Source organism: Streptomyces sp. BB1-1-1, assembly GCF_031597775.1.
GTDB lineage: Bacteria > Actinomycetota > Actinomycetes > Streptomycetales > Streptomycetaceae > Streptomyces > Streptomyces thinghirensis.
Map to the genome: position 1 here is coordinate 2,439,683 of NZ_CP134203.1, position 18,639 is coordinate 2,458,321.

Here is an 18,639-nt window from a genome sequence, read left to right on the forward strand (position 1 = left end):
GAGGGTTTCCGCCCCCGCCGCCCCTTCATCCCGCCGCCCCTTCCCGTTCCCGTCCCTGGGGGCTGCGCCCCCAGACCCCCGCTTTCGGCCTTGACGGCCTCGTTCTCGAACGCCGGAAGGGCTGGCCGGCTACTCGGTCGACGTCGCCTTCAGGGCCAGCCACAGCTCCATCCGTACGTCCGGGTCGTCCAGGGAGCGGCCCAGGATCTCCTCCACCCGCCGCATGCGGTAGCGGAGCGTGTGGCGGTGGACGCCGAGTTCGGCCGCCGCCGCGTCCCACTGGCCGTGGCGGGAGAGCCAGGCGCGCAGGGAGGCCACCAGGTCGCCCCGGCCGGTGGCGTCGTGGTCGCGCAGCGCCCGCAGCAGGCCGTCGGCGAAGGCGCGCACCGCGTCGTCGGCGAGGAGGGGAAGGACCGACCCGGCCGCCAGGTGCTCGTGCTCCACGCAGACGCGTCCGCGCCGGCGGGCCACCGACAGGGCCTGCTCGGCCTGCTTGTAGGCGGCGGACGCGGCGATGGGCCCGGAGGGCGCCGAGAGGCCGATGACCAGGCCCTCCTCGTCGCCGCCCGCCGTCGGCTCCGGTGCCGGGCGGCCGGACTCCAGCGCCGAGGCGTACTCGACGCAGGCGGCGACCGCCGCGCCCCCGTCCGTGGCCAGCGCCACCAGCCGCTCGCCCTCGGGGACGACCAGGACCGCCTCACCGGACCGGGCCGCCGCGGACTCGACCACCTCGGCGAGCGCGCCGAGCGGGTCGCCGTCGGTGTCGGCGGCGGCCAGCGCGGCGGCGGAGGGCCTGGCCTTGGCGGCGGGCACGCGCGCGTGCGGCCCGTTGTGCGCCCGCGCGGCGGACGCCGACGCCGACTCGGCGACGATCATCCGGAAGGGCGCGTCCAGCAGGCCGCCGTACAGGCCACCGGCGACCGTGCGCGCGTGGTCCGGTTCGCCGGCCAGCAGCATGCGCAGTACGGCGGCGTCGATGCGCAGCCCGGCCTCGTGCAGGGAGCGCGAGCGTTCCGTGGTGAGCGTCAGCAGGGCGATGGCCGAGTGGACGGCGTACCGCTCGGCGGTGCCGAGGGCGGCGGCGGTGCCGACGGCGAGCGCGGAGCGGGGCCTGCGGGAGGTGCCGAGGGAGTGGAGTTCGACGCGGTCGGCGTTCTCAGGGTGGTCCGGGTGCTCGGCTCCGCCGACGACGGAGGAGGCCGGCGCGGGGCGCTCGCGCAGCCGCTCCACGTCCGCCGTGAGCCGCGCGGCCCTGCGGCCCGCCCACTCCGGTGCGGCGGCGACGACGGCGCCCGAGGCGTCGTACAGCGCCGCCCAGCCGTCGACCTGCCCGGCCAGCGCGGCCAGCAGCCCCTCCGGGCCGTCGGTCAGGGCCCGCTTGGTCAGCTCGCGCTGGGCGGCGAACCCCGCGGTGACCGCGCGGTACTGGTCGGCGGCGATCGCGGCGGACACCGCCTTGCTGATGGCGAGGAAGGGGGTGCGGCGCGGCACCTCCAGCAGCGGCAGTCCCTCCTGCCGGGCCGCTTCGACCAGCGCCTCGGGGATGTCGTCGTAGTTGACGCCGACGGCGAACCCGAGCCCCACCACCCCGGCGCCCGCGAGCCGCTTCACGTACCGGTGCATCGCCTCGGGGTCGGCGGCGTCCAACTTGAGCGCCGTGAACAGCAGCAGCTCCCCGCCCTCCATGTACGGCACGGGGTCGGCGAGCTCGCTGACATGTGCCCAGCGCACCGGCACGTCGAGGCGGTCCTCGCCCGCGCGCACGGTCAGTTTGAGCGCGGAGTGGTGGACGAGGGAGGCGAGCGTGGGGGGCATGGGGGCTTGGGCCTTCGGTATGCGTGGGTGGGGTGGCGGGCGTACGGTGAGGCACCTGTGATCTTTTGGCCGCCGCGTATGAACGACCTGTGTCGATTCTGCCTCACTGTACGGTCCCCGGGCGCCCGCCCCGGACAGGTCACCCGCGCAGGTCCACCAGGAGCGGCGGCGCGTGCTCGCCCTTGACCGTGGTCAGCGACAGCACCGCGTGCCCGGCGGGCACGGCGTGCGCCAGCTCGGAAGCCGACCAGCGCTCGCGTTCGACCTGCCGCACGGTCACCGCCCGCGCGGTGGGCGCCTTCCCGGTGATCACCCGGCGCACCATGTGGACGGCCTTGCCCGCGGGGGTCTCGGCGATGATTTGCCGGTCGGTGACGTCCCGGGCCTCGGTCCACTCCTTGCCCCACACCTCGGCGAAGTCCTGCCCGTCCCAGGGAGTGAGCCCGGACAGCGCCATCCGGCAGCCGATGGACCCGAGCAGCGGCCCGCGCAACGGGCGCGGTACGTCGTCCAGGGTGCGCAGGGTCAGTACGACCCCGGCGCCCGCGGAGCGCAGCCGCTGCACGCCCCGTACCGCCTCCGGCGTGACCACGCCGCTCGCGTCGTCCAGTACCAGGCAGGCGAACAGCGACCGGTCCTCCCGCACCGACACGCTCGCCGTGAACTGGGCGAGGATCAGCCGGGCCAGCATCCGCGAGGCGTCGGCGTGGCCGCGTTGGGGCAGGTCGACGCGGACCCGCACCGGGTGGTCGAGGGCCTTGAGCGAGAACGGCCGGGACTGCCCCGAGGTGTCGAAGAAGGAGGCGAAGGCGGGCCGGTCCAGCAGCGCCACCCGGTCGGCCAGTACGCCGCCCACGTCCCCGGGGTGGCCCATCTGCCGCTCGCGCGCGTCCAGCTCGCGCAGCAGCGACTCCTGCCCGGCCGCCCGCAGCCCCTCGCGCAGTTCGGCCAGCGGTCCGGGCGCTCCGTCGAGCAGTTGCCGCAGCTCCGGTACGCCGGGGAAGCGTCCGTGCACCGCGCGGAAGGGGCCGAGGAGCTGGGCGAGGACGGTGGTGGAGCGGCGGGTGTCGCTGCCCGGGTGGGGTTCGGCGAGGTCTCCGGCCAGGGCTTCGGCGAGCACGACCGCGGCCTCGTCCGGGTCGGTCGTGCCGCCGTACAGGTCGAGGTCGTACACGGAGTCCGGGTTTCCGATCCGTACGACGACGTCGTAGGCGTCGGCCGGGCCGAGGTCCGCGCCCGCGGCGCCGACCACGACGACCGCGGCCCGTCCGGCCAGCGCGTGCAGGCACAGCGACTCGGTGAGCGGCCGTACGACACTGCCGGTCTTGCCGGAGCCCGCAGGGCCGACGGCGAGCAGGGAGGTGCCGAGCAGGTCGGGGCCGAGGGCGAGACCGGTGCCGCGGTAGGCGTAGGGGTTGCGGGCGTCGTCGGCGGCCGTGCCGATCCGCACCTGTCCGGTGACCAGGTCGTGCCGGGCCTGCCGGGCGGGCAGATCGCGGGCGCCGGAGGGGTGCGGGCAGGCGCCGGCGCCGTGGCTGAGCACCGCGCCGGTGAAGGTGGCGAGGCTGTGCCGGCCGTTGCGGACGCCCTGCCAGGCGCGGGTGATGCGGGCGTGGTCGACGTCCCGCATGAGCCCCTGGCGCGCCTCGGCGGCGAGCCGTTCGGCGGCGTCGTGGGCCCCGGCGGCGCGCAGCGCGGGCCAGGCGGCGGGGTCTTCCTCGGGGGCGGGCGGGGGGCCGCCGCCCGGGGCGGCGCGGCGCCAGGCGGGTGGGCCGTAGCGCCGCCAGATCTCGCTCCAGCGGCCGAGCCTGCCGACGCCGACCATGATCATGCCGGCGATCAGGACGTAGTAGGCGTAGACGACCACGACCGAGCCGAAGCTGTGCGGTTCGGCCCAGGAGTCCGGGATCATCGCGTACAGGGGCAGCAGCCACCAGCCGCCCAGGTACCCGTTCCACAGCAGCGACCAGATCAGCCAGCCGACGAGGAACGCGATCACCGCCCCGCTCAGCAGCTGCCGCCCCGGCACCCGCTCGGGCTCCTCCTCCGGCCGCGGCCGGTGCCCGAACCGCCACACGCCGGGCAGCGCCTCCGGGCGCGGGGTGCGCAGCCAGGACAGGAACGCGGAGCCGTCGGGCAGCGGCGGCACGCCCGGCGTCCCCGGCGCCCGCACCGGTCGCGGCGGCACCGACGGCACCTCGGGAGGCCCCGCCGGACGCGGCACAGGATTCGCATGCGTACCCCGCGCGTCCCGGTTCCCGTCGCTGTCCATCGCCCTTGCCCCCTGACCAGCCGCTCCGTCCACCATCAGCGAGCCAATCTAACGCCCTCCCAGGGGGAGTTCACCGCTTACGCGGCCGGGCCCGCAGCGACGTGTCCCTATGTCGCCACGTCCACCACATGTCCATCGCGGACAACCGACACCGCCGACAACGCCCACATGGAGCATGCCAGCCCCCCTCTCCCGGTCCTAGCCTGCGAGAAAAGAAGGCAAGCGTCCGTAAGATCCCACAGATCGCGCAAGACCCAGGAGCCCCCATGACCGCACTTCCGCAGGAGCGCCGCGTCGTCACCGCCATCCCCGGCCCGAAGTCGCAGGAGCTGCAGGCCCGCCGCACGGCCGTGGTCGCGCAGGGTGTGGGCTCCGTCCTGCCCGTCTTCACCGCGCGCGCGGGCGGCGGCATCATCGAGGACGTCGACGGCAACCGCCTGATCGACTTCGGTTCCGGCATCGCCGTGACCTCCGTCGGCGCCTCCGCCGAGGCCGTCGTACGCAAGGCCTCCGCGCAGCTCGCCGACTTCACCCACACCTGTTTCATGGTGACGCCGTACGAGGGCTACGTCGCCGTCGCCGAGGCGCTGGCCGAGCTGACGCCGGGCGACCACGCCAAGAAGTCGGCCCTGTTCAACAGCGGCGCCGAGGCCGTCGAGAACGCCGTCAAGATCGCCCGTGCGTACACCAAGCGGCAGGCGGTCGTCGTCTTCGACCACGGCTACCACGGCCGGACCAACCTGACGATGGCGCTGACCGCGAAGAACATGCCGTACAAGCACGGCTTCGGTCCGTTCGCGCCCGAGGTGTACCGCGTCCCGGTCGCCTACGGCTACCGCTGGCCGACCGGCGCCGAGAACGCCGGTCCGGAGGCCGCCGCCCAGGCCATCGACCAGATCACCAAGCAGGTCGGCGCGGAGAACGTGGCCGCGATCATCATCGAGCCGGTGCTCGGCGAGGGCGGCTTCATCGAGCCGGCCAAGGGCTTCCTGCCCGCCATCAGCCAGTTCGCCCAGGACAACGGCATCGTCTTCGTCGCCGACGAGATCCAGTCCGGCTTCTGCCGCACCGGCCAGTGGTTCGCCTGCGAGGACGAGGGCATCGTCCCGGACCTGATCACCACGGCCAAGGGCATCGCGGGCGGTCTGCCGCTCGCCGCCGTCACCGGCCGCGCCGAGATCATGGACGCCGCGCACTCCGGCGGCCTCGGCGGCACCTACGGCGGCAACCCGGTGGCCTGCGCGGGCGCGCTCGGCGCCATCGAGACGATGCGGGAGCTGGACCTCAACGCCAAGGCCAAGAACATCGAGGCGGTCATGAAGTCCCGCCTCACCGCCATGGCCGAGAAGTTCGACATCATCGGCGACGTCCGGGGCCGCGGCGCGATGATCGCCGTCGAGCTGGTGAAGGACCGCGACACCAAGGAGCCGAACCCGGAGGCGACCGCCGCGCTCGCCAAGGCCTGCCACGCCGAGGGCCTGCTGGTCCTGACCTGTGGCACCTACGGCAACGTGCTGCGCTTCCTGCCGCCGCTGGTGATCGGCGAGGACCTGCTGAACGAGGGCCTCGACATCATCGAGCAGGGCTTCGCCCGCCTCTGAACGAGCGCGCGAAGGGGCGCCCGGGCGAGCACGTGCGCGAGCGCCCGAACGCGCATCTGAGCCGCGTTTCGCACGCCTGGCGCGGCGAACCGCAGAGCGTGTGAAGAACGTGTGCGGGGTGGATGGCAGGACGCCGATGCCCCTGTCGTGAGCCCACCCCCTGTCGTAGGTTCTACGCAGATGAGAGATACACCCGCCCACAGGGGACTGTGGGCGGAATCTCAGGCCGAGGCCTCCCCAGCTTCGACCTGGTCGTGCCTCGCGCACACAACCGGAACCCAAGGGTTCCGGGTCTCCTCACCGATCGGACGGTCGCCCGCCCCAAACCCCCCGGGGCGCGCGGCGTTCCGGTCAGGACGACCGCCTCGGCACCCGGGACGGTGGTTCACCGAAGGGCCGGCACACTCCCCCCCCCTTGTGCCGGCCCTTCGGTGCGTTCGCCCGCGGCGCTCCCTCACGCCTCGCCCGTGATGCGGCCCAGCAGGTCGCCCGCCTCACGGATGCGCGGGTGGGCCGGGTGCAGACGCCGCTCGCAGTCGGTCAGCGCCCGCCGTACGGCCGTCTCCGCCTCGGCGCGGCGCCCCAGGCCGTACAGGGCCTCGGCGGTGACCAGGTCCAGGTACCCGCAGGCGTAGCGGGGCGGCGGCGGCACACTCCGGCCGGCCTCGGTCAGCGCCTCCTCGTAGCGGCCCTGGCCGTTCAGGCTGCGCGCCAGCGTGGTGTACAGGACGCCTACGGCGGGTCCCTTCGCCCGGGGCAGGTTGCCGCGGGCCACGGCCTCCGCCTCCTCGTGGCGGGCCAGCCCGCACAGGACGGCGGCCAGGTGCCCCAGGATGTTGACCTCCAGCGCCGCCACCGGGGCGCGGTGGGCGATCTGGTTCAGCTCGCGCAGGATGCCGTTCGCCTCGGTCTCCGCCTCCGCGTACCGCCCCAGGCCGGACAGGGCGACCACGCGGTTGCTGCGCGCGATCAGTCGCAGCATCTGCGAGTTGAGGCCGACCGGCTCCAGTTCCGCGATCAGCGTGTCCAGTTCGTCCAGCGCCTCGGTCACCCGGCCGTGCATGACGGCCGCCCCCGTGGCCAGGACCCTCGCCTCCCAGTGCGGCGGACGCCTGCGCCAAGGTCGTCGCGGAAGCGCGGCCAGGGCCCATGCCTCGGCCTCGACCTCCTCGTACCGGCCCTGTGTGGTCATCGCCTTCAGCCGCGTGAAGGTCTCTCCCCACTCGCTGTCCCGTGCCGTTCGTATGGTCGTCACGGGCGGCGAGACTACGCGACGGCGGGCCTGCGAAGCTGGGCGTCATGCCGGTTTCCCCACCTCGTGCGCTGCCCGCCCTCCTCGCGCTGCCCGTCCTCCTCTTCGCCCTGATCACCTGGCAGGTCCTCGCCGACGGCCCGCTGATCGGGGTGGACGAGCGGCTGAGCAGGGCGCTCGTGCACCCGGACCGGCTCTCCGAGCTGCTGGCCGACCTCGGCAACGTGCAGGTGGCCGTGCCCGTCCTCGCCGTCGCGCTGGCGTACGTCGCGTGGCAGGGCCGCGCCGGAGGTAGGGACCGCTGGTGGCTGCCGCCTCTCGCCGGGGCGCTGGCGATGGTCCTGGTACCGGCGCTGGTCGCCCCGCTGAAGGCGTGGACCGACCGCCCCGGCACCCCGGCGGTGCCGCCGGCCGTCGGTTACTACCCCTCCGGTCACACCGCCACCGCGGTCGTCGCGTACGGCGCGGCCACGCTGCTGCTCCTCGGGCTGCTGCGCTCGCCGGCCGTCCGCCGTGTGCTCGTCGCGCTCTGCGCGGTCCTCGTCCTCGGTGCCTCCTACGGGCTGGTGCGCCGGGGCTACCACTGGCCGCTGGACGTGGTGGCCAGCTGGTGCCTGGGCGCGGTGCTGCTGGCCGCGGTCGCGCTGGTGGCCGGCCGCACCGCGCCGCCGGTCACCCGAAGTACGCGTCGAAGTTCTTCTGGAACTCCCAGTTCGAGTAACGGTCCCAGTTGATCGACCACGTCATCAGGCCGCGCAGGGCCGGCCAGGTGCCGTGGGTCGCGTAGGAGCCGCAGTCGGTCTTCTTGGTCAGACAGTTCAGGGCCTTGTTCACCTCGGCCGGGGGGACGTGGCCGTTGCCCGCGTTGGTGGAGGCCGGCATGCCGATCGCGACCTGGTCCGGGCGCAGGGGCGGGAAGACGTTGGCCGCGTCGCCCGCGACGGGGAAGCCGGTGAGCAGCATGTCCGTCATGGCGATGTGGAAGTCGGCGCCGCCCATGGAGTGGTACTGGTTGTCCAGGCCCATGATCGGGCCCGAGTTGTAGTCCTGGACGTGCAGCAGGGTCAGGTCGTCGCGCAGGGCGTGGATCACGGGCAGGTACGCCCCCGCCCTCGGGTCCTGGCCGCCCCACTTGCCGGTGCCGTAGTACTGGTAGCCGAGTTGGACGAAGAAGGTCTCCGGGGCCATCGTCAGCACGAAGTCGTCGCCGTACTTGGCCTTCAGGGTCTTCAGGGCCGAGATGAGGTTGACGATGACCGGGGTCTTCGGGTTCTTGAAGTCCGTGTCGTCGGCGTTCAGGGACAGCGAGTGGCCCTCGAAGTCGATGTCGAGGCCGTCGAGGCCGTACTCGTCGATGATCGCGGAGACGGACGAGACGAACTTGTCGCGGGCGGCGGTCGTGGTGAGCTGCACCTGGCCGTTCTGACCTCCGATGGAGATCAGCACCTTCTTGCCGGCCGCCTGCTTGGCCTTGATCGCCGCCTTGAACTCGGCGTCGCTCTCCACGTTCGGGCACTCGGCGACCGGGCAGCGCTCGAAGCGGATGTCGCCGGAGGTGACCGAGGTGGGCTCGCCGAAGGCCAGGTCGATGACGTCCCAGCTGTCGGGTACGTCGGCCATCCGCGTATAGCCGGAGCCGTTGGCGAAACTGGCGTGGAGGTAGCCGACCAGGGCGTGGGCCGGGAGGTCGGAGCCCCCGCCGCCGTCCGAGCCCTCCGTGGTGGTCGCCGTGACCGTGGCCGACCGCGCGGACTCGCCCGCGTCGTTGACCGCGGCGACCTGGAAGGCGTACGCCGTCGAGGGGGTCAGGCCGGTGACGGTGGTGGAGGTGCCGGTGACCGTGCGGACCTTGGCGCCGTCGCGGTAGACGGCGTAGCTCGTGGCGCCCGGGACGGGTGACCAGGACAGGGCGACGCTGGAGGAGGTGACGGAGCCGGTCGTCAGACCGCCGGGGGCCGACGGGGGCTGTCCCGTCTCCCCGCCCGGGCCGGTCAGCGAGATGTCGTCGGCGTGGTAGGCGCCGGTGCCGTACCAGCCGTGGGTGTAGATCGTGACCCTGGTGGTGGACGGGCCGGTGCGGAAGGTGGTGGTGAGCTGCCGCCAGTCGGGGGCGGACTGGGCCCAGGTGGAGACGTCGGTGGTGCCGGTGCCACTCGCGCCGAGGTAGACGTAGGTGCCGCGGACGTGGCCGGACAGGGTGTACTGGGAGTCCGGTTTCACGGACACCGTCTGCGCGCAGCGGGCGTTGTCGGCGCCGGCCGGGGTGGCCTTCAGGGCCGCGGTTCCGCTGCGGACGGGCGAGGTCACGGTCGTGCCCGCCGTGCAGGTCCAGCCGTCCAGGGCGGACTCGAAGCCGCCGTTGCGGGCGAGGTCCGCGTCGGCCGCACGGGCGGCCGACGAGAGCGCGGTCATGCCGGACGCGGCGAGCGCGGCGGCGGTGAGCAGTGTGACGAGGGGGCGACGGGCGAGCGGTCTGGAGCGTTCCACAAGTGCCTCCGGACATGGGGGAGATGAGGAGGGTGGAGCGCGCCCAACTTGGTCCAGACCAATTCCGTTGTCAACCCCTCGCGCACCTCACCCGCCGCCGTCCTCCACCGCCAGAGTCGCCGCCGCCTCGTGCATGGCCAGTTCGAGGAGCGACGGATCGGTGAGGGTGCCGGTCCCGTCCGGCGGGATCAGCCAGCGGACTCCGCCGGACGACCGGCGCGCCGGGTACGCCGGAGCCGCCGGGTACGGCACCACGATCCAGGTACCGAGCCCCGCCGTGCGGACCCCGGTGCCCAGCCAGCGGGACGCCGTGCCGGCCGGCACGAGGAAGCCCGTGCGCGCGTCACCGAAGTCGGCGAGCACCGGGCCGGGTTGGTCCAGGACGCGGGAGAGCACGTCGAGGGTCGGACAGCCGAGCCTGCCCGGCAGGATGAGCACGTCCCAGGCCTTGCCGGCGGGCAGCAGCGCGACTCCCAGGGGGTTGCGCTCCCACTCCCGCCGGCAGGACTCGGGATCCGGTGCGACGGATGCCAGCCACGCGACCGCCGTCTTCGCACCAGGCATGTGAAGACCTCCCTCTCACTCGTGGACGCGGGGTGCGTCACGAGGGAGAGGGAGGTCTCCCGGCAGGCATTACGCGGGTCGCGGCGCCTCGTTGGGGTGAACCGGGTCACACGCCCGCGCACGGTACGCGGCTCAGCTGTCGAAGCCGAGCCCCAGCTTGTCCATGGTCCGCAGCCACAGGTTGCGCCGGCCGCCGTGCGCGTCCGCGCGGGCCAGCGACCACTTGGTGAGCGCGATGCCGGTCCAGGCGAAGGGCTCGGGCGGGAACGGCAGCGGCTTCCTGCGGACCATCTCCAGTTCGGTGCGCTCGGTGCGCTCGCCCGACAGCAGGTCGAGCATCACCTCGGCGCCGAACCGGGTGGCGCCCACACCGAGGCCGGTGTACCCGGCCGCGTACGCCACCTTGCCCTGGTGCGCGGTGCCGAAGAACGCCGAGAAGCGGGAGCAGGTGTCGATCGCGCCGCCCCAGGCGTGCGTGAAGCGGACGCCCTCCAGCTGCGGGAAGCAGGTGAAGAAGTGCCCGGCGAGCTTGGCGTAGGTCTCCGGGCGGTCGTCGTACTCGGCGCGCACCCGGCCGCCGTACGGGTAGATCGCGTCGTAGCCGCCCCACAGGATCCGGTTGTCGGAGGACAGCCGGAAGTAGTGGAACTGGTTGGCGCTGTCCCCGAGGCCCTGCCGGTTCTGCCAGCCGATCGACGCGAGCTGCGCGTCGGTGAGCGGCTCGGTCATCAGGGCGTAGTCGTAGACCGGGACGGTGTACGAGCGCACCCGCTTGACCAGGTTCGGGAAGATGTTGGTGCCGAGCGCGACCGTGCGGGCGCGGACGCCGCCGTACGGGGTGCGTACGGCCATGCCGGCGCCGTACGGCTTCAGGGTGAGCGCCGGGGTGTTCTCGTAGACGCGGACGCCGAGGTCGAGGCAGGCGCGCTTGAGGCCCCAGGCGAGCTTGGCGGGGTTGACCATGGCCACGCCGCGGCGGTCGAACAGACCCGCGCGGAAGGTCGGGGAGTCGACCTGTTCCCGTACGGCCTCGGCGTCCAGGTACTCGACGCCGTCCGCCAGACCCTTGCCGCTGATCTCCTCGTACCAGTCCTTCAGCTCCCTGGCCTGGTACTCCTCGGTCGCCACGTCGATCTCGCCGGTCCGCTCGAACTCGCAGTCCAGACCGTGGCGGGCGACCGCCGCCTCGATCTCGTCGAGGTTGCGGGCGCCCAGCTCCTCCAGCCGGTGGATCTCGTCCGGCCAGCGGGTGAGGCCGTTGGACAGGCCGTGGGTGAGGGAGGCGGCGCAGAACCCGCCGTTGCGGCCGGAGGCGGCCCAGCCCACCTCGCGGCCCTCCAGCAGCACCACGTCCCGCGCCGGGTCGCGCTCCTTGGCGATCAGGGCGGTCCACAGTCCGCTGTAGCCGCCGCCGACGACCAGCAGGTCGCAGGTGTCGGCGCCGGTCAGGGCGGGCTGCGGGCGGGGGCGGCCGGGGTCGTCCAGCCAGTACGCGACCGGCTGGGCGTCGGAAAGGGATTTCGTCCAGTCGTTGCTGCGGCTCATGGCGCTCGGGGCCATGATTTCAACTCCCTACTGATGCACTGATGCACTGGTGCGTTTTACGCCTTGCGGCGATTTCGGCGGATGCCGATGACCATGGAGGCCAGAACGAACAGTACGGCGATGACGAACATGGCCGTACCGACGACGTTGATCTGAACGGGCGTTCCGCGCTGGGCCGATCCCCAGACGAACATGGGGAACGTGACGGTGGAACCCGCGTTGAAATTCGTGATGATGAAATCGTCGAAGGAGAGCGCGAAGGCGAGCAGCGCGCCGGCGGCGATGCCGGGGGCGGCGATGGGGAGCGTGACCCGGACGAAGGTCTGGAAGGGACCGGCGTACAGGTCCTGCGCCGCCTGCTCCAGCCTCGGGTCCATCGACATCACGCGCGCCTTGACGGCCGTCACGACGAAGCTGAGGCAGAACATGATGTGGGCGATCAGGATCGTCCAGAAGCCCAGCCGAGCGCCCATGTTGAGGAAGAGGGTGAGCAGCGAGGCGGCCATCACGACCTCGGGCATCGCCATCGGCAGGAAGATCAGCGAGTTGATCGCGCCGCGTGCCCGGAAGCGGTAGCGGACCAGCGCGAAGGCGATCGCCGTGCCGAGAGCGGTGGCGCCGAGCGTCGCCCAGAAGGCGATCTGGAGGCTCAGCGACAGGGAGCCGCACAGCCCGGCGACGCCGCACGGGTCCTGCCAGGCGTCCGTGGAGAACTGCTGCCATTCGTAGTTGAAGCGCCCGTTCGGTTTGTTGAACGAGAACACCGTGACGATGACGTTGGGCAGCAGGAGATAAGCGAGCGTCAGCAGTCCGGCGATCACGACCAGCTTGCGCTTGAACCAGTTGACGAAGGCCATTTAAACCAGATCCTCCGTCCCGGACTTGCGAATGTAGATGGTGACCATGGCGAGAATCGCGGCCATCAGAATGAAGGAGAGCGCCGCCGCCGTCGGATAGTCCAGCACCCGCAGGAACTGGGACTGGATCACATTGCCGATCATGCCGGTGTCGGCGGATCCCAGCAGGGAGGCGTTGACGTAGTCGCCGGTCGCCGGGATGAAGGTGAGCAGCGTCCCGGAGACGACGCCCGGCATCGACAGCGGAAAGGTGACCTTCCGGAAGACCGTGGAGGGCCTCGCGTACAGGTCCCCCGCCGCCTCGTGCAGCCGTCCGTCGATGCGCTCCAGCGACGTGTACAGCGGCAGGATCATGAAGGGCAGGAAGTTGTACGTCAGACCGCAGACCACCGCGAGGGGTGTGGCCAGCACGCGGTCGCCGGCCGTCCAGCCGAGCCAGCTGGTGACGTCCAGGACGTGCAGCGTGTTCAGTGCGCCGACGACCGGCCCGCCGTCCGCGAGGATCGTCTTCCAGGCCAGGGTGCGGATCAGGAAGCTGGTGAAGAAGGGCGCGATCACCAGGATCATGATCAGGTTGCGCCAGCGGCCCGCGCGGAAGGCGATCAGGTAGGCGAGCGGATAGCCGAGCACCAGGCACAGGACGGTGGCGGAGGCGGCGTAGGCGACCGAGCGCAGGAACTGCGGCCAGTACTCGGACAGCGCGTCCCAGTAGGTGGCGAAGTGCCAGGTGACCTTGTAGCCCTCCTCCAGGGAGCCCGTCTGCACGGACGTGGAGGCCTGGTAGATCATCGGCGCCGCGAAGAAGACGACCAGCCACAGGATGCCGGGCAGCAGCAGCCAGTACGGCGTCCAGCGGCCCCGCTTGCGCGGCGGCTTCTTCTCCGGTGCGGTCGGGGACAGCGGCGGTGGCGCCTCGGTCAGGGTGGACATCAGGCGGCCTCGCCCTCGGCGACGCCCGCGTCGATGTCCTGGTCGGCGCCCAGACCGAAGGTGTGCGCCGGGTTCCAGTGCAGGACGACGTCGGCGCCGGGCGCGAGGCGGGCGTCGCGGTCGATGTTCTGCGCGTACACCTCGAACTCGGGACAGGCCGCGCAGTCGACCACGTACTGCGTGGAGACACCGATGAAGCTGGTGCTGCTGATCTTGCCGGTGATGCGGTTGCGGCCCTCGGGGATGGAGCCGGCGTCGTCCGCGTGGGTGAGGCTGATCTTCTCCGGGCGTACGCCGACCAGCACCTTGCCGCCCGCCCGGGCCGGCGCGGAACAGCGGGCGCCGGGCAGGACCAGCTTGTCGCCGGCCGCCTTCACCGCTACGTCGCCACTGCCGCCGCTGCGGGCGTCGACCTCGGCCTCGATGAGATTGGAGGTGCCGAGGAAGTTGGCGACGAAGGTGGTCTGCGGGTTCTCGTACAGGTCGGCGGGGGCGCCCAGTTGCTCGACCCGGCCGGCGTTCATCACGGCGACCTGGTCGGCCATGGTCATGGCCTCCTCCTGGTCGTGCGTGACGTGTACGAAGGTGATGCCGACCTCGGTCTGGATGCGCTTGAGCTCCAGCTGCATCTGGCGGCGCAGCTTGAGGTCGAGGGCGCCGAGCGGTTCGTCGAGGAGCAGCACCTTGGGGTGGTTGATCAGGGCGCGGGCGACCGCGACGCGCTGCTGCTGGCCGCCGGAGAGCTGGTGCGGCTTCTTGCGTGCCTGCTCGCCGAGCTGGACGAGGTCGAGCATCTCCCCGACCTGCTTCTTCACGCTCTTGATGCCGCGCCGGCGCAGGCCGAAGGCGACGTTCTCGAAGATGTCGAGGTGCGGGAAGAGGGCGTAGGACTGGAAGACCGTGTTCACGGGCCGTTTGTACGGCGGGAGGGCGGTCACGTCCTGGTCGCCGAGGTGGACGGTGCCCCCACTGGGCTCCTCCAGTCCGGCGATCATGCGCAGGGTGGTGGTCTTGCCGCAGCCGGAGGCGCCGAGCAGGGCGAAGAAGGAACCCTGGGGCACGGTCAGGTCGAGCGGGTGCACGGCGGTGAAGGAGCCGTAGGTCTTACTGATCCCGGAGAGGCGGACGTCGCCGCTGTGCTCCGTCGCGTCTGGCTGAGCCTTCGTCGTATTCATCGTCGTCACGCCCCAGTGAGCTTCGCGAACTTTTCTTCGTAGGCCGTCTCTTCCTTCGGGCTCAGTGAGCGGAAGGCACGGGACTGGGCCTGCATGGCCTGGTCGGGAATGATCAGCGGGTTGTTCGCCGCGTCCTCGTCGATCTTCGCAAGTTCCGCCTTCACGCCCTCGACGGGACAGACGTAGTTGATGTAGGCGGCGAGCTGCGCGGCCGGGCCCGGCTCGTAGTAGTAGTCCATGAGCCGTTCGGCGTTCGTCTTGTGCCGGGCCTTGTTGGGGATCAACATGTTGTCGCTCGACGTGATGTACCCGCTGTCCGGGATGACGAAGTCGACGTCCGGGTTGTCCGCCTTGAGCTGGACGACGTCCCCGGCCCAGGCCAGACAGGCCGCGAAGTCGCCCTTGGTGATGTCGGCGGTGTAGTCGTTGCCGGTGAAGCGGCGTATCTGGCCGCGGTCGACGCCCTTCTGGAGGCGGGCGATCGCCGCGTCGTAGTCGTCGTCGGAGAATCGGCCCGGGTCCTTGCCCATGTCCAGCAGCACCATGCCGACGGTGTCGCGCATCTCGGTGAGGAAGCCGACGCGTCCCTTGAGCTTCGGGTTGTCGAGCAGGTCGGAGACCGTCCTGACCTCGATGCCGTCCAGCGCCTTCTTGTTGTAGGCGATGACGGTCGAGATGCCCTGCCAGGGGTAGGAGTAGGCGCGACCCGGGTCCCAGTCGACGTCGCGGAACTGGGGCGACAGATTGGCGAAGGCGTGCGGCAGGTTGGCCGGGTCCAGTTTCTGGACCCAGCCGAGGCGGATCAGCCGGGCGGCCAGCCAGTCGGTGAGGACGACGATGTCGCGTCCGGTCTCCTGGCCCGCGGCGAGCTGCGGCTGGATCTTGCCGAAGAACTCGCTGTTGTCGTTGATGTCCTCGGTGTACTTGACCTTGACGCCGGTCCGCTTGGTGAACGCGTCCAGTGTCGGGTGCCGGTTGCCGCTGTCGTCGACGTCCATGTACTCGGTCCAGTTGGAGAAGGAGACCTCCTTCTCCTCCTTCGACCGGTCCTCGGCGGAGACACCGCCCTCGGTCTTGCCGGCCGCCGGGATGCCGCAGGCGCTCAGCGTCCCGAGACCGCCGACCGCGAGCGCGCCACCCGCGGAGGCGCGCAGTAGTGAGCGGCGGGTGAGGGCGGCCCTGCCGCTGGTGAAACTGCGCCGCATGGCGGCCACTTGGGCCGGGGACAGGCGGTCGGGCTCGTACTGCCTCATGCGCGTGGTTGCCCTTTCGGGTGGGTCGGCCGTGGTCGGCGGCCTTTCGTTGTGGCTATCGGTCCCCGAAGACGGTGCGGTGCCAGTCCTTGGCCGCCACCGCGGTGTTGTCGAACATGACGTGCTTGACCTGGGTGTACTCCTCGAAGGAGTAGGCGGACATGTCCTTGCCGAAGCCGGACGCCTTGTATCCGCCGTGCGGCATCTCGCTGATGATCGGGATGTGGTCGTTGATCCACACGCAGCCCGCCTTGATCTCGCGGGTGGCGCGGTTCGCCCGGTACACGTCCCGGCTCCACGCGGAGGCGGCGAGCCCGTACGGCGTGTCGTTGGCCAGCCGGATGCCCTCGTCGTCGGTGTCGAAGGGCAGGACGACCAGGACCGGCCCGAAGATCTCGGACTGGACGACCTCGCTGTCCTGCGCGGTGTCGGCGATGAGGGTGGGCCGGTAGTAGGCGCCGTCCTTCAGGTCGCCCTGCGGTGCCTCACCGCCGGTCACCACGCGCGCGTAGGAGCGTGCCCGGTCGACGAAGCCGGCGACGCGGTCCCGCTGGACGTGGCTGACCAGCGGCCCGAGGTCGGTGCCCGGGGCGAAGGGGTCGCCGACCCGGACGGTGTCCATGAGGGCGGCGGTCTTCTCGACGAACGCCTCGTACAGGGGCCGCTGCACGTACGCGCGCGTGGCGGCCGTGCAGTCCTGGCCGGTGTTGATGAGCGCCCCCGCGACCGCGCCGTTGACGGCGGCGTCGAGGTCGGCGTCGTCGAAGACGAGGAAGGGCGCCTTGCCGCCCAGCTCCAGGTGCAGGCGCTTGACGGTGGCCGTGGCGACCTCGGCGACGCGCTTGCCGACGGCGGTCGAGCCGGTGAAGGAGGTCATGGCGACGTCCGGGTGGCCGACGAGGTGCTCGCCCGCCTCCCTCCCCGTGCCGGTGACGATGTTGATGACGCCGTCCGGGATGCCGGCCTCGGTCGCGGCCTGGGCGAACATCAGGGAGGTCAGCGGGGTGATCTCGGCGGGCTTCAGCACGATGGTGTTGCCCGCGGCGATCGCCGGGAGGATCTTCCAGGCGGCCATCTGGAGGGGATAGTTCCAGGGCGCGATGGACCCGACGACGCCGATCGGCTCGCGGCGCACGTACGAGGTGTGGTCGCCGGAGTACTCCCCCGCCGACTGGCCCTGGAGGTGCCGGGCGGCACCGGCGAAGAAGGCCGCGTTGTCGACCGTGCCCGGCACGTCGAACTCGCGGGTCAGCTTCAGCGGCTTCCCGCACTGCAGGGACTCGGCGCGAGCGAAGTCCTCGGCACGGTCGGCGAGCACGGCGGCGAACCGGTGCAGGGCGTCGGAGCGCTCGCCGGGGGTGGCGCCGGCCCAGCCGGGGAACGCCTCCCGGGCGGCGGCGACGGCCGCGTCGACGTCGTCGGCACCGGCGAGTTCATAGGTGAGGACGTCCTCACCGGTCGCCGGGTCGACGACCGTGTGCGTACGTCCGGAGGTGCCCTTCGTCAGACGGCCCGCGATGTACTGGGCCCCGTCCGCGAAGCGGTCCTGGGCCGGGAATCGGTCCGGGGTGGCGTTGCCCGGGTTGTGCATGTCGGCTCTCCTCGGTCTCCCCGTGACGGGGGCCGGCGTGGCTCAGGCTCGATGTGAGTGCCGATCCTGACAGAGCACTAGGCCTCCAACAAGTGATTCCGTTGTTGCCATTTGGTTACGCGACGGAATCTGTCGACCAGGTGTCGAGTCGCCACGGAAAAGGTCGGACGGAGTGTCAGTGGCGCGTGCCAGACTCGCGTGCATGGAGAAGATCACGGGGGCGCGGGATTCCGGGGCGGTGGAGATCATCGACAGCAGGGAATCGCTGATCGGGCAGGTCCGGGCGGGCGCGCGGATCAAGTACCTCTGCTTCTGGGGGCACCGGCCGCTCCCGGACGGCCGGATCGGACCGAGCTGTCTGAGCCAGTGGTGGCCGTCGCCGTTCACCGTGGCCGGGGTGGAGTACGCGACCGCGGAGCACTGGATGATGGCGGGCAAGGCCCGGCTCTTCGGCGACGCGGAGGCCGAGCGGCGGGTGCTCGCGGCTGATCATCCCGCCGAGGCGAAGAAGGCGGGGCGGCTGGTGCGCGGCTTCGACGAGACGGTGTGGGAGCGCGAGCGGTTCCGGATCGTCGTCGAGGGCAGCGTCCACAAGTTCGCCTCGGACCCGACACTGCGCGCGTTCTTGCTGAACACGGGCGAGAGGGTGCTGGTGGAGGCGAGCCCCGTGGACCGGGTGTGGGGCATCGGCCTGACCGCGGACGACGAGGCGACGACGGACCCGGAGCGGTGGCGGGGCCCGAACCTGCTGGGCTTCGCGCTGATGACGGCACGGGGGCGGCTGCGGGCTGGTGGGTGAGTCGGGCGGCCGCCTGGGACTGATGGGGGGGCGTCGGGCCCGTCGGGGCGTAGGGCCCGTCGGGTCAGTCGGGGGCGTAGGGCCCGTCGGGTCAGTCGGGTCAGCCGGCCGTGCGGATCGGTTGGCGGTGCGGGGGGGGCCGGGGGCTGACAGGGCGGCGGGACCCGGGGTGGACGGCAAGCCGAGGCGGAGGGCGGCAGGGCGGCGAGACCCGTGGCGGGCGGCAAGCCGAGGCGGAGGGCGACAGGGCGGCGAGACCCGGGGCGGGCGGCAAGCCGAGGCGGAGGGCGGCAGGCGGCGAGACCCGGGGCGGACAGCGGGTCAGGCCGGGGGCGGCAGATCAGCCGGACCGCCACGGGGGACGGCAAGGGGAGGGCCGGGAGGCCAGACCGGCAGGCGGGCGCAGGCCCGGCCCCGGCGCGCGGCGCGGTGTCTGGGCTCGGGACTCCGGGGCCAAGGCTCCGGGCCACGGGCTCAGGACTACGGCCGCACAGCTCA

Annotated in this window: 14 protein-coding genes; 3 read left to right on the forward strand and 11 right to left on the reverse strand. The window is 72.0% G+C overall.

Annotation, left to right across the window (positions count from 1 at the left end):
• Positions 1–129 precede the first annotated feature (129 nt).
• Together RI578_RS11175 and RI578_RS11180 are read right to left on the reverse strand one after the other, a co-directional pair.
• Positions 130–1,815 carry a PucR family transcriptional regulator gene (locus RI578_RS11175; protein WP_310870957.1) on the reverse strand — a complete coding sequence of 562 codons (1,686 nt, stop codon included), beginning with the start codon at positions 1,813–1,815 and terminating at the stop codon, positions 130–132.
• Between the two features lie 139 nt (positions 1,816–1,954).
• Positions 1,955–4,087: an ATP-binding protein gene (locus RI578_RS11180; protein ID WP_310870958.1), complete on the reverse strand. Its 2,133-nt coding sequence runs from the start codon at positions 4,085–4,087 to the stop codon at positions 1,955–1,957.
• Positions 4,088–4,353: 266 nt separating this feature from the next.
• Between RI578_RS11180 and gabT the strand changes: the two genes are divergently transcribed.
• Positions 4,354–5,688 (forward strand): 4-aminobutyrate--2-oxoglutarate transaminase, encoded by a 1,335-nt coding sequence (gene gabT, locus RI578_RS11185; RefSeq protein ID WP_310870959.1) that lies wholly within the window; start codon positions 4,354–4,356, stop codon positions 5,686–5,688.
• Between the two features lie 454 nt (positions 5,689–6,142).
• On the opposite strand, the gene RI578_RS11190 is transcribed toward gabT, so the two are convergent.
• A complete protein-coding gene (locus RI578_RS11190) occupies positions 6,143–6,943 on the reverse strand; it encodes a tetratricopeptide repeat protein (RefSeq protein ID WP_310870960.1) in 801 nt (266 codons plus the stop codon).
• Positions 6,944–6,987: 44 nt separating this feature from the next.
• Here RI578_RS11190 and RI578_RS11195 point away from each other — a divergent pair, with 44 nt between their 5' ends.
• Positions 6,988–7,674, forward strand: coding sequence for a phosphatase PAP2 family protein (locus RI578_RS11195; RefSeq protein WP_310870961.1), 687 nt, complete (start codon positions 6,988–6,990; stop codon positions 7,672–7,674).
• Here RI578_RS11195 and RI578_RS11200 read toward each other — a convergent pair.
• From RI578_RS11200 to RI578_RS11235, 8 genes are all read right to left on the reverse strand, one after another.
• Complete coding sequence (locus tag RI578_RS11200) at positions 7,613–9,427, reverse strand: glycoside hydrolase family 18 protein (RefSeq protein WP_310870962.1); 1,815 nt, start codon at positions 9,425–9,427, stop codon at positions 7,613–7,615. The genes RI578_RS11195 and RI578_RS11200 overlap by 62 nt on opposite strands.
• A gap of 87 nt (positions 9,428–9,514) precedes the next feature.
• Positions 9,515–9,991, reverse strand: a complete 477-nt coding sequence (locus RI578_RS11205; RefSeq protein ID WP_310870963.1) for a hypothetical protein — start codon at positions 9,989–9,991, stop codon at positions 9,515–9,517.
• 132 nt (positions 9,992–10,123) lie between these two features.
• Complete coding sequence (locus RI578_RS11210) at positions 10,124–11,551, reverse strand: FAD-dependent oxidoreductase (protein ID WP_310870964.1); 1,428 nt, start codon at positions 11,549–11,551, stop codon at positions 10,124–10,126.
• Positions 11,552–11,592: 41 nt separating this feature from the next.
• Positions 11,593–12,393: an ABC transporter permease gene (locus RI578_RS11215; RefSeq protein ID WP_310870965.1), complete on the reverse strand. Its 801-nt coding sequence runs from the start codon at positions 12,391–12,393 to the stop codon at positions 11,593–11,595.
• On the reverse strand, positions 12,394–13,323 hold the full coding sequence (locus tag RI578_RS11220) for an ABC transporter permease (protein WP_310870966.1): 930 nt from the start codon (positions 13,321–13,323) through the stop codon (positions 12,394–12,396).
• Positions 13,323–14,498, reverse strand: coding sequence for an ABC transporter ATP-binding protein (locus RI578_RS11225; protein ID WP_310875736.1), 1,176 nt, complete (start codon positions 14,496–14,498; stop codon positions 13,323–13,325). The genes RI578_RS11220 and RI578_RS11225 overlap by 1 nt, the downstream gene beginning before the upstream one ends.
• 5 nt (positions 14,499–14,503) lie before the next feature.
• A complete protein-coding gene (locus tag RI578_RS11230; RefSeq protein WP_310870967.1) occupies positions 14,504–15,751 on the reverse strand; it encodes a spermidine/putrescine ABC transporter substrate-binding protein in 1,248 nt (415 codons plus the stop codon).
• 55 nt (positions 15,752–15,806) lie between these two features.
• Positions 15,807–17,342, reverse strand: a complete 1,536-nt coding sequence (locus RI578_RS11235) for a gamma-aminobutyraldehyde dehydrogenase (RefSeq protein WP_310870968.1) — start codon at positions 17,340–17,342, stop codon at positions 15,807–15,809.
• Between the two features lie 202 nt (positions 17,343–17,544).
• Here RI578_RS11235 and RI578_RS11240 point away from each other — a divergent pair, with 202 nt between their 5' ends.
• Complete coding sequence (locus tag RI578_RS11240) at positions 17,545–18,141, forward strand: NADAR family protein (protein WP_310870969.1); 597 nt, start codon at positions 17,545–17,547, stop codon at positions 18,139–18,141.
• Positions 18,142–18,639: the final 498 nt, after the last annotated feature.

Excerpts from the sequence above, each read along its gene's own strand:
- RI578_RS11175 (WP_310870957.1), bottom strand. The coding sequence starts at position 1,815 with ATGCCCCCCACGCTCGCCTCCCTCGTCCACCACTCCGCGCTCAAACTG.
- RI578_RS11180 (WP_310870958.1), bottom strand. The coding sequence starts at position 4,087 with ATGGACAGCGACGGGAACCGGGACGCGCGGGGTACGCATGCGAATCCT.
- gabT (WP_310870959.1), top strand. The coding sequence starts at position 4,354 with ATGACCGCACTTCCGCAGGAGCGCCGCGTCGTCACCGCCATCCCCGGC.
- RI578_RS11195 (WP_310870961.1), top strand. The coding sequence starts at position 6,988 with ATGCCGGTTTCCCCACCTCGTGCGCTGCCCGCCCTCCTCGCGCTGCCC.
- RI578_RS11205 (WP_310870963.1), bottom strand. The coding sequence starts at position 9,991 with ATGCCTGGTGCGAAGACGGCGGTCGCGTGGCTGGCATCCGTCGCACCG.
- RI578_RS11210 (WP_310870964.1), bottom strand. The coding sequence starts at position 11,551 with ATGGCCCCGAGCGCCATGAGCCGCAGCAACGACTGGACGAAATCCCTT.
- RI578_RS11215 (WP_310870965.1), bottom strand. The coding sequence starts at position 12,393 with ATGGCCTTCGTCAACTGGTTCAAGCGCAAGCTGGTCGTGATCGCCGGA.
- RI578_RS11220 (WP_310870966.1), bottom strand. The coding sequence starts at position 13,323 with ATGTCCACCCTGACCGAGGCGCCACCGCCGCTGTCCCCGACCGCACCG.
- RI578_RS11225 (WP_310875736.1), bottom strand. The coding sequence starts at position 14,498 with ATGAATACGACGAAGGCTCAGCCAGACGCGACGGAGCACAGCGGCGAC.
- RI578_RS11230 (WP_310870967.1), bottom strand. The coding sequence starts at position 15,751 with ATGAGGCAGTACGAGCCCGACCGCCTGTCCCCGGCCCAAGTGGCCGCC.
- RI578_RS11235 (WP_310870968.1), bottom strand. The coding sequence starts at position 17,342 with ATGCACAACCCGGGCAACGCCACCCCGGACCGATTCCCGGCCCAGGAC.
- RI578_RS11240 (WP_310870969.1), top strand. The coding sequence starts at position 17,545 with ATGGAGAAGATCACGGGGGCGCGGGATTCCGGGGCGGTGGAGATCATC.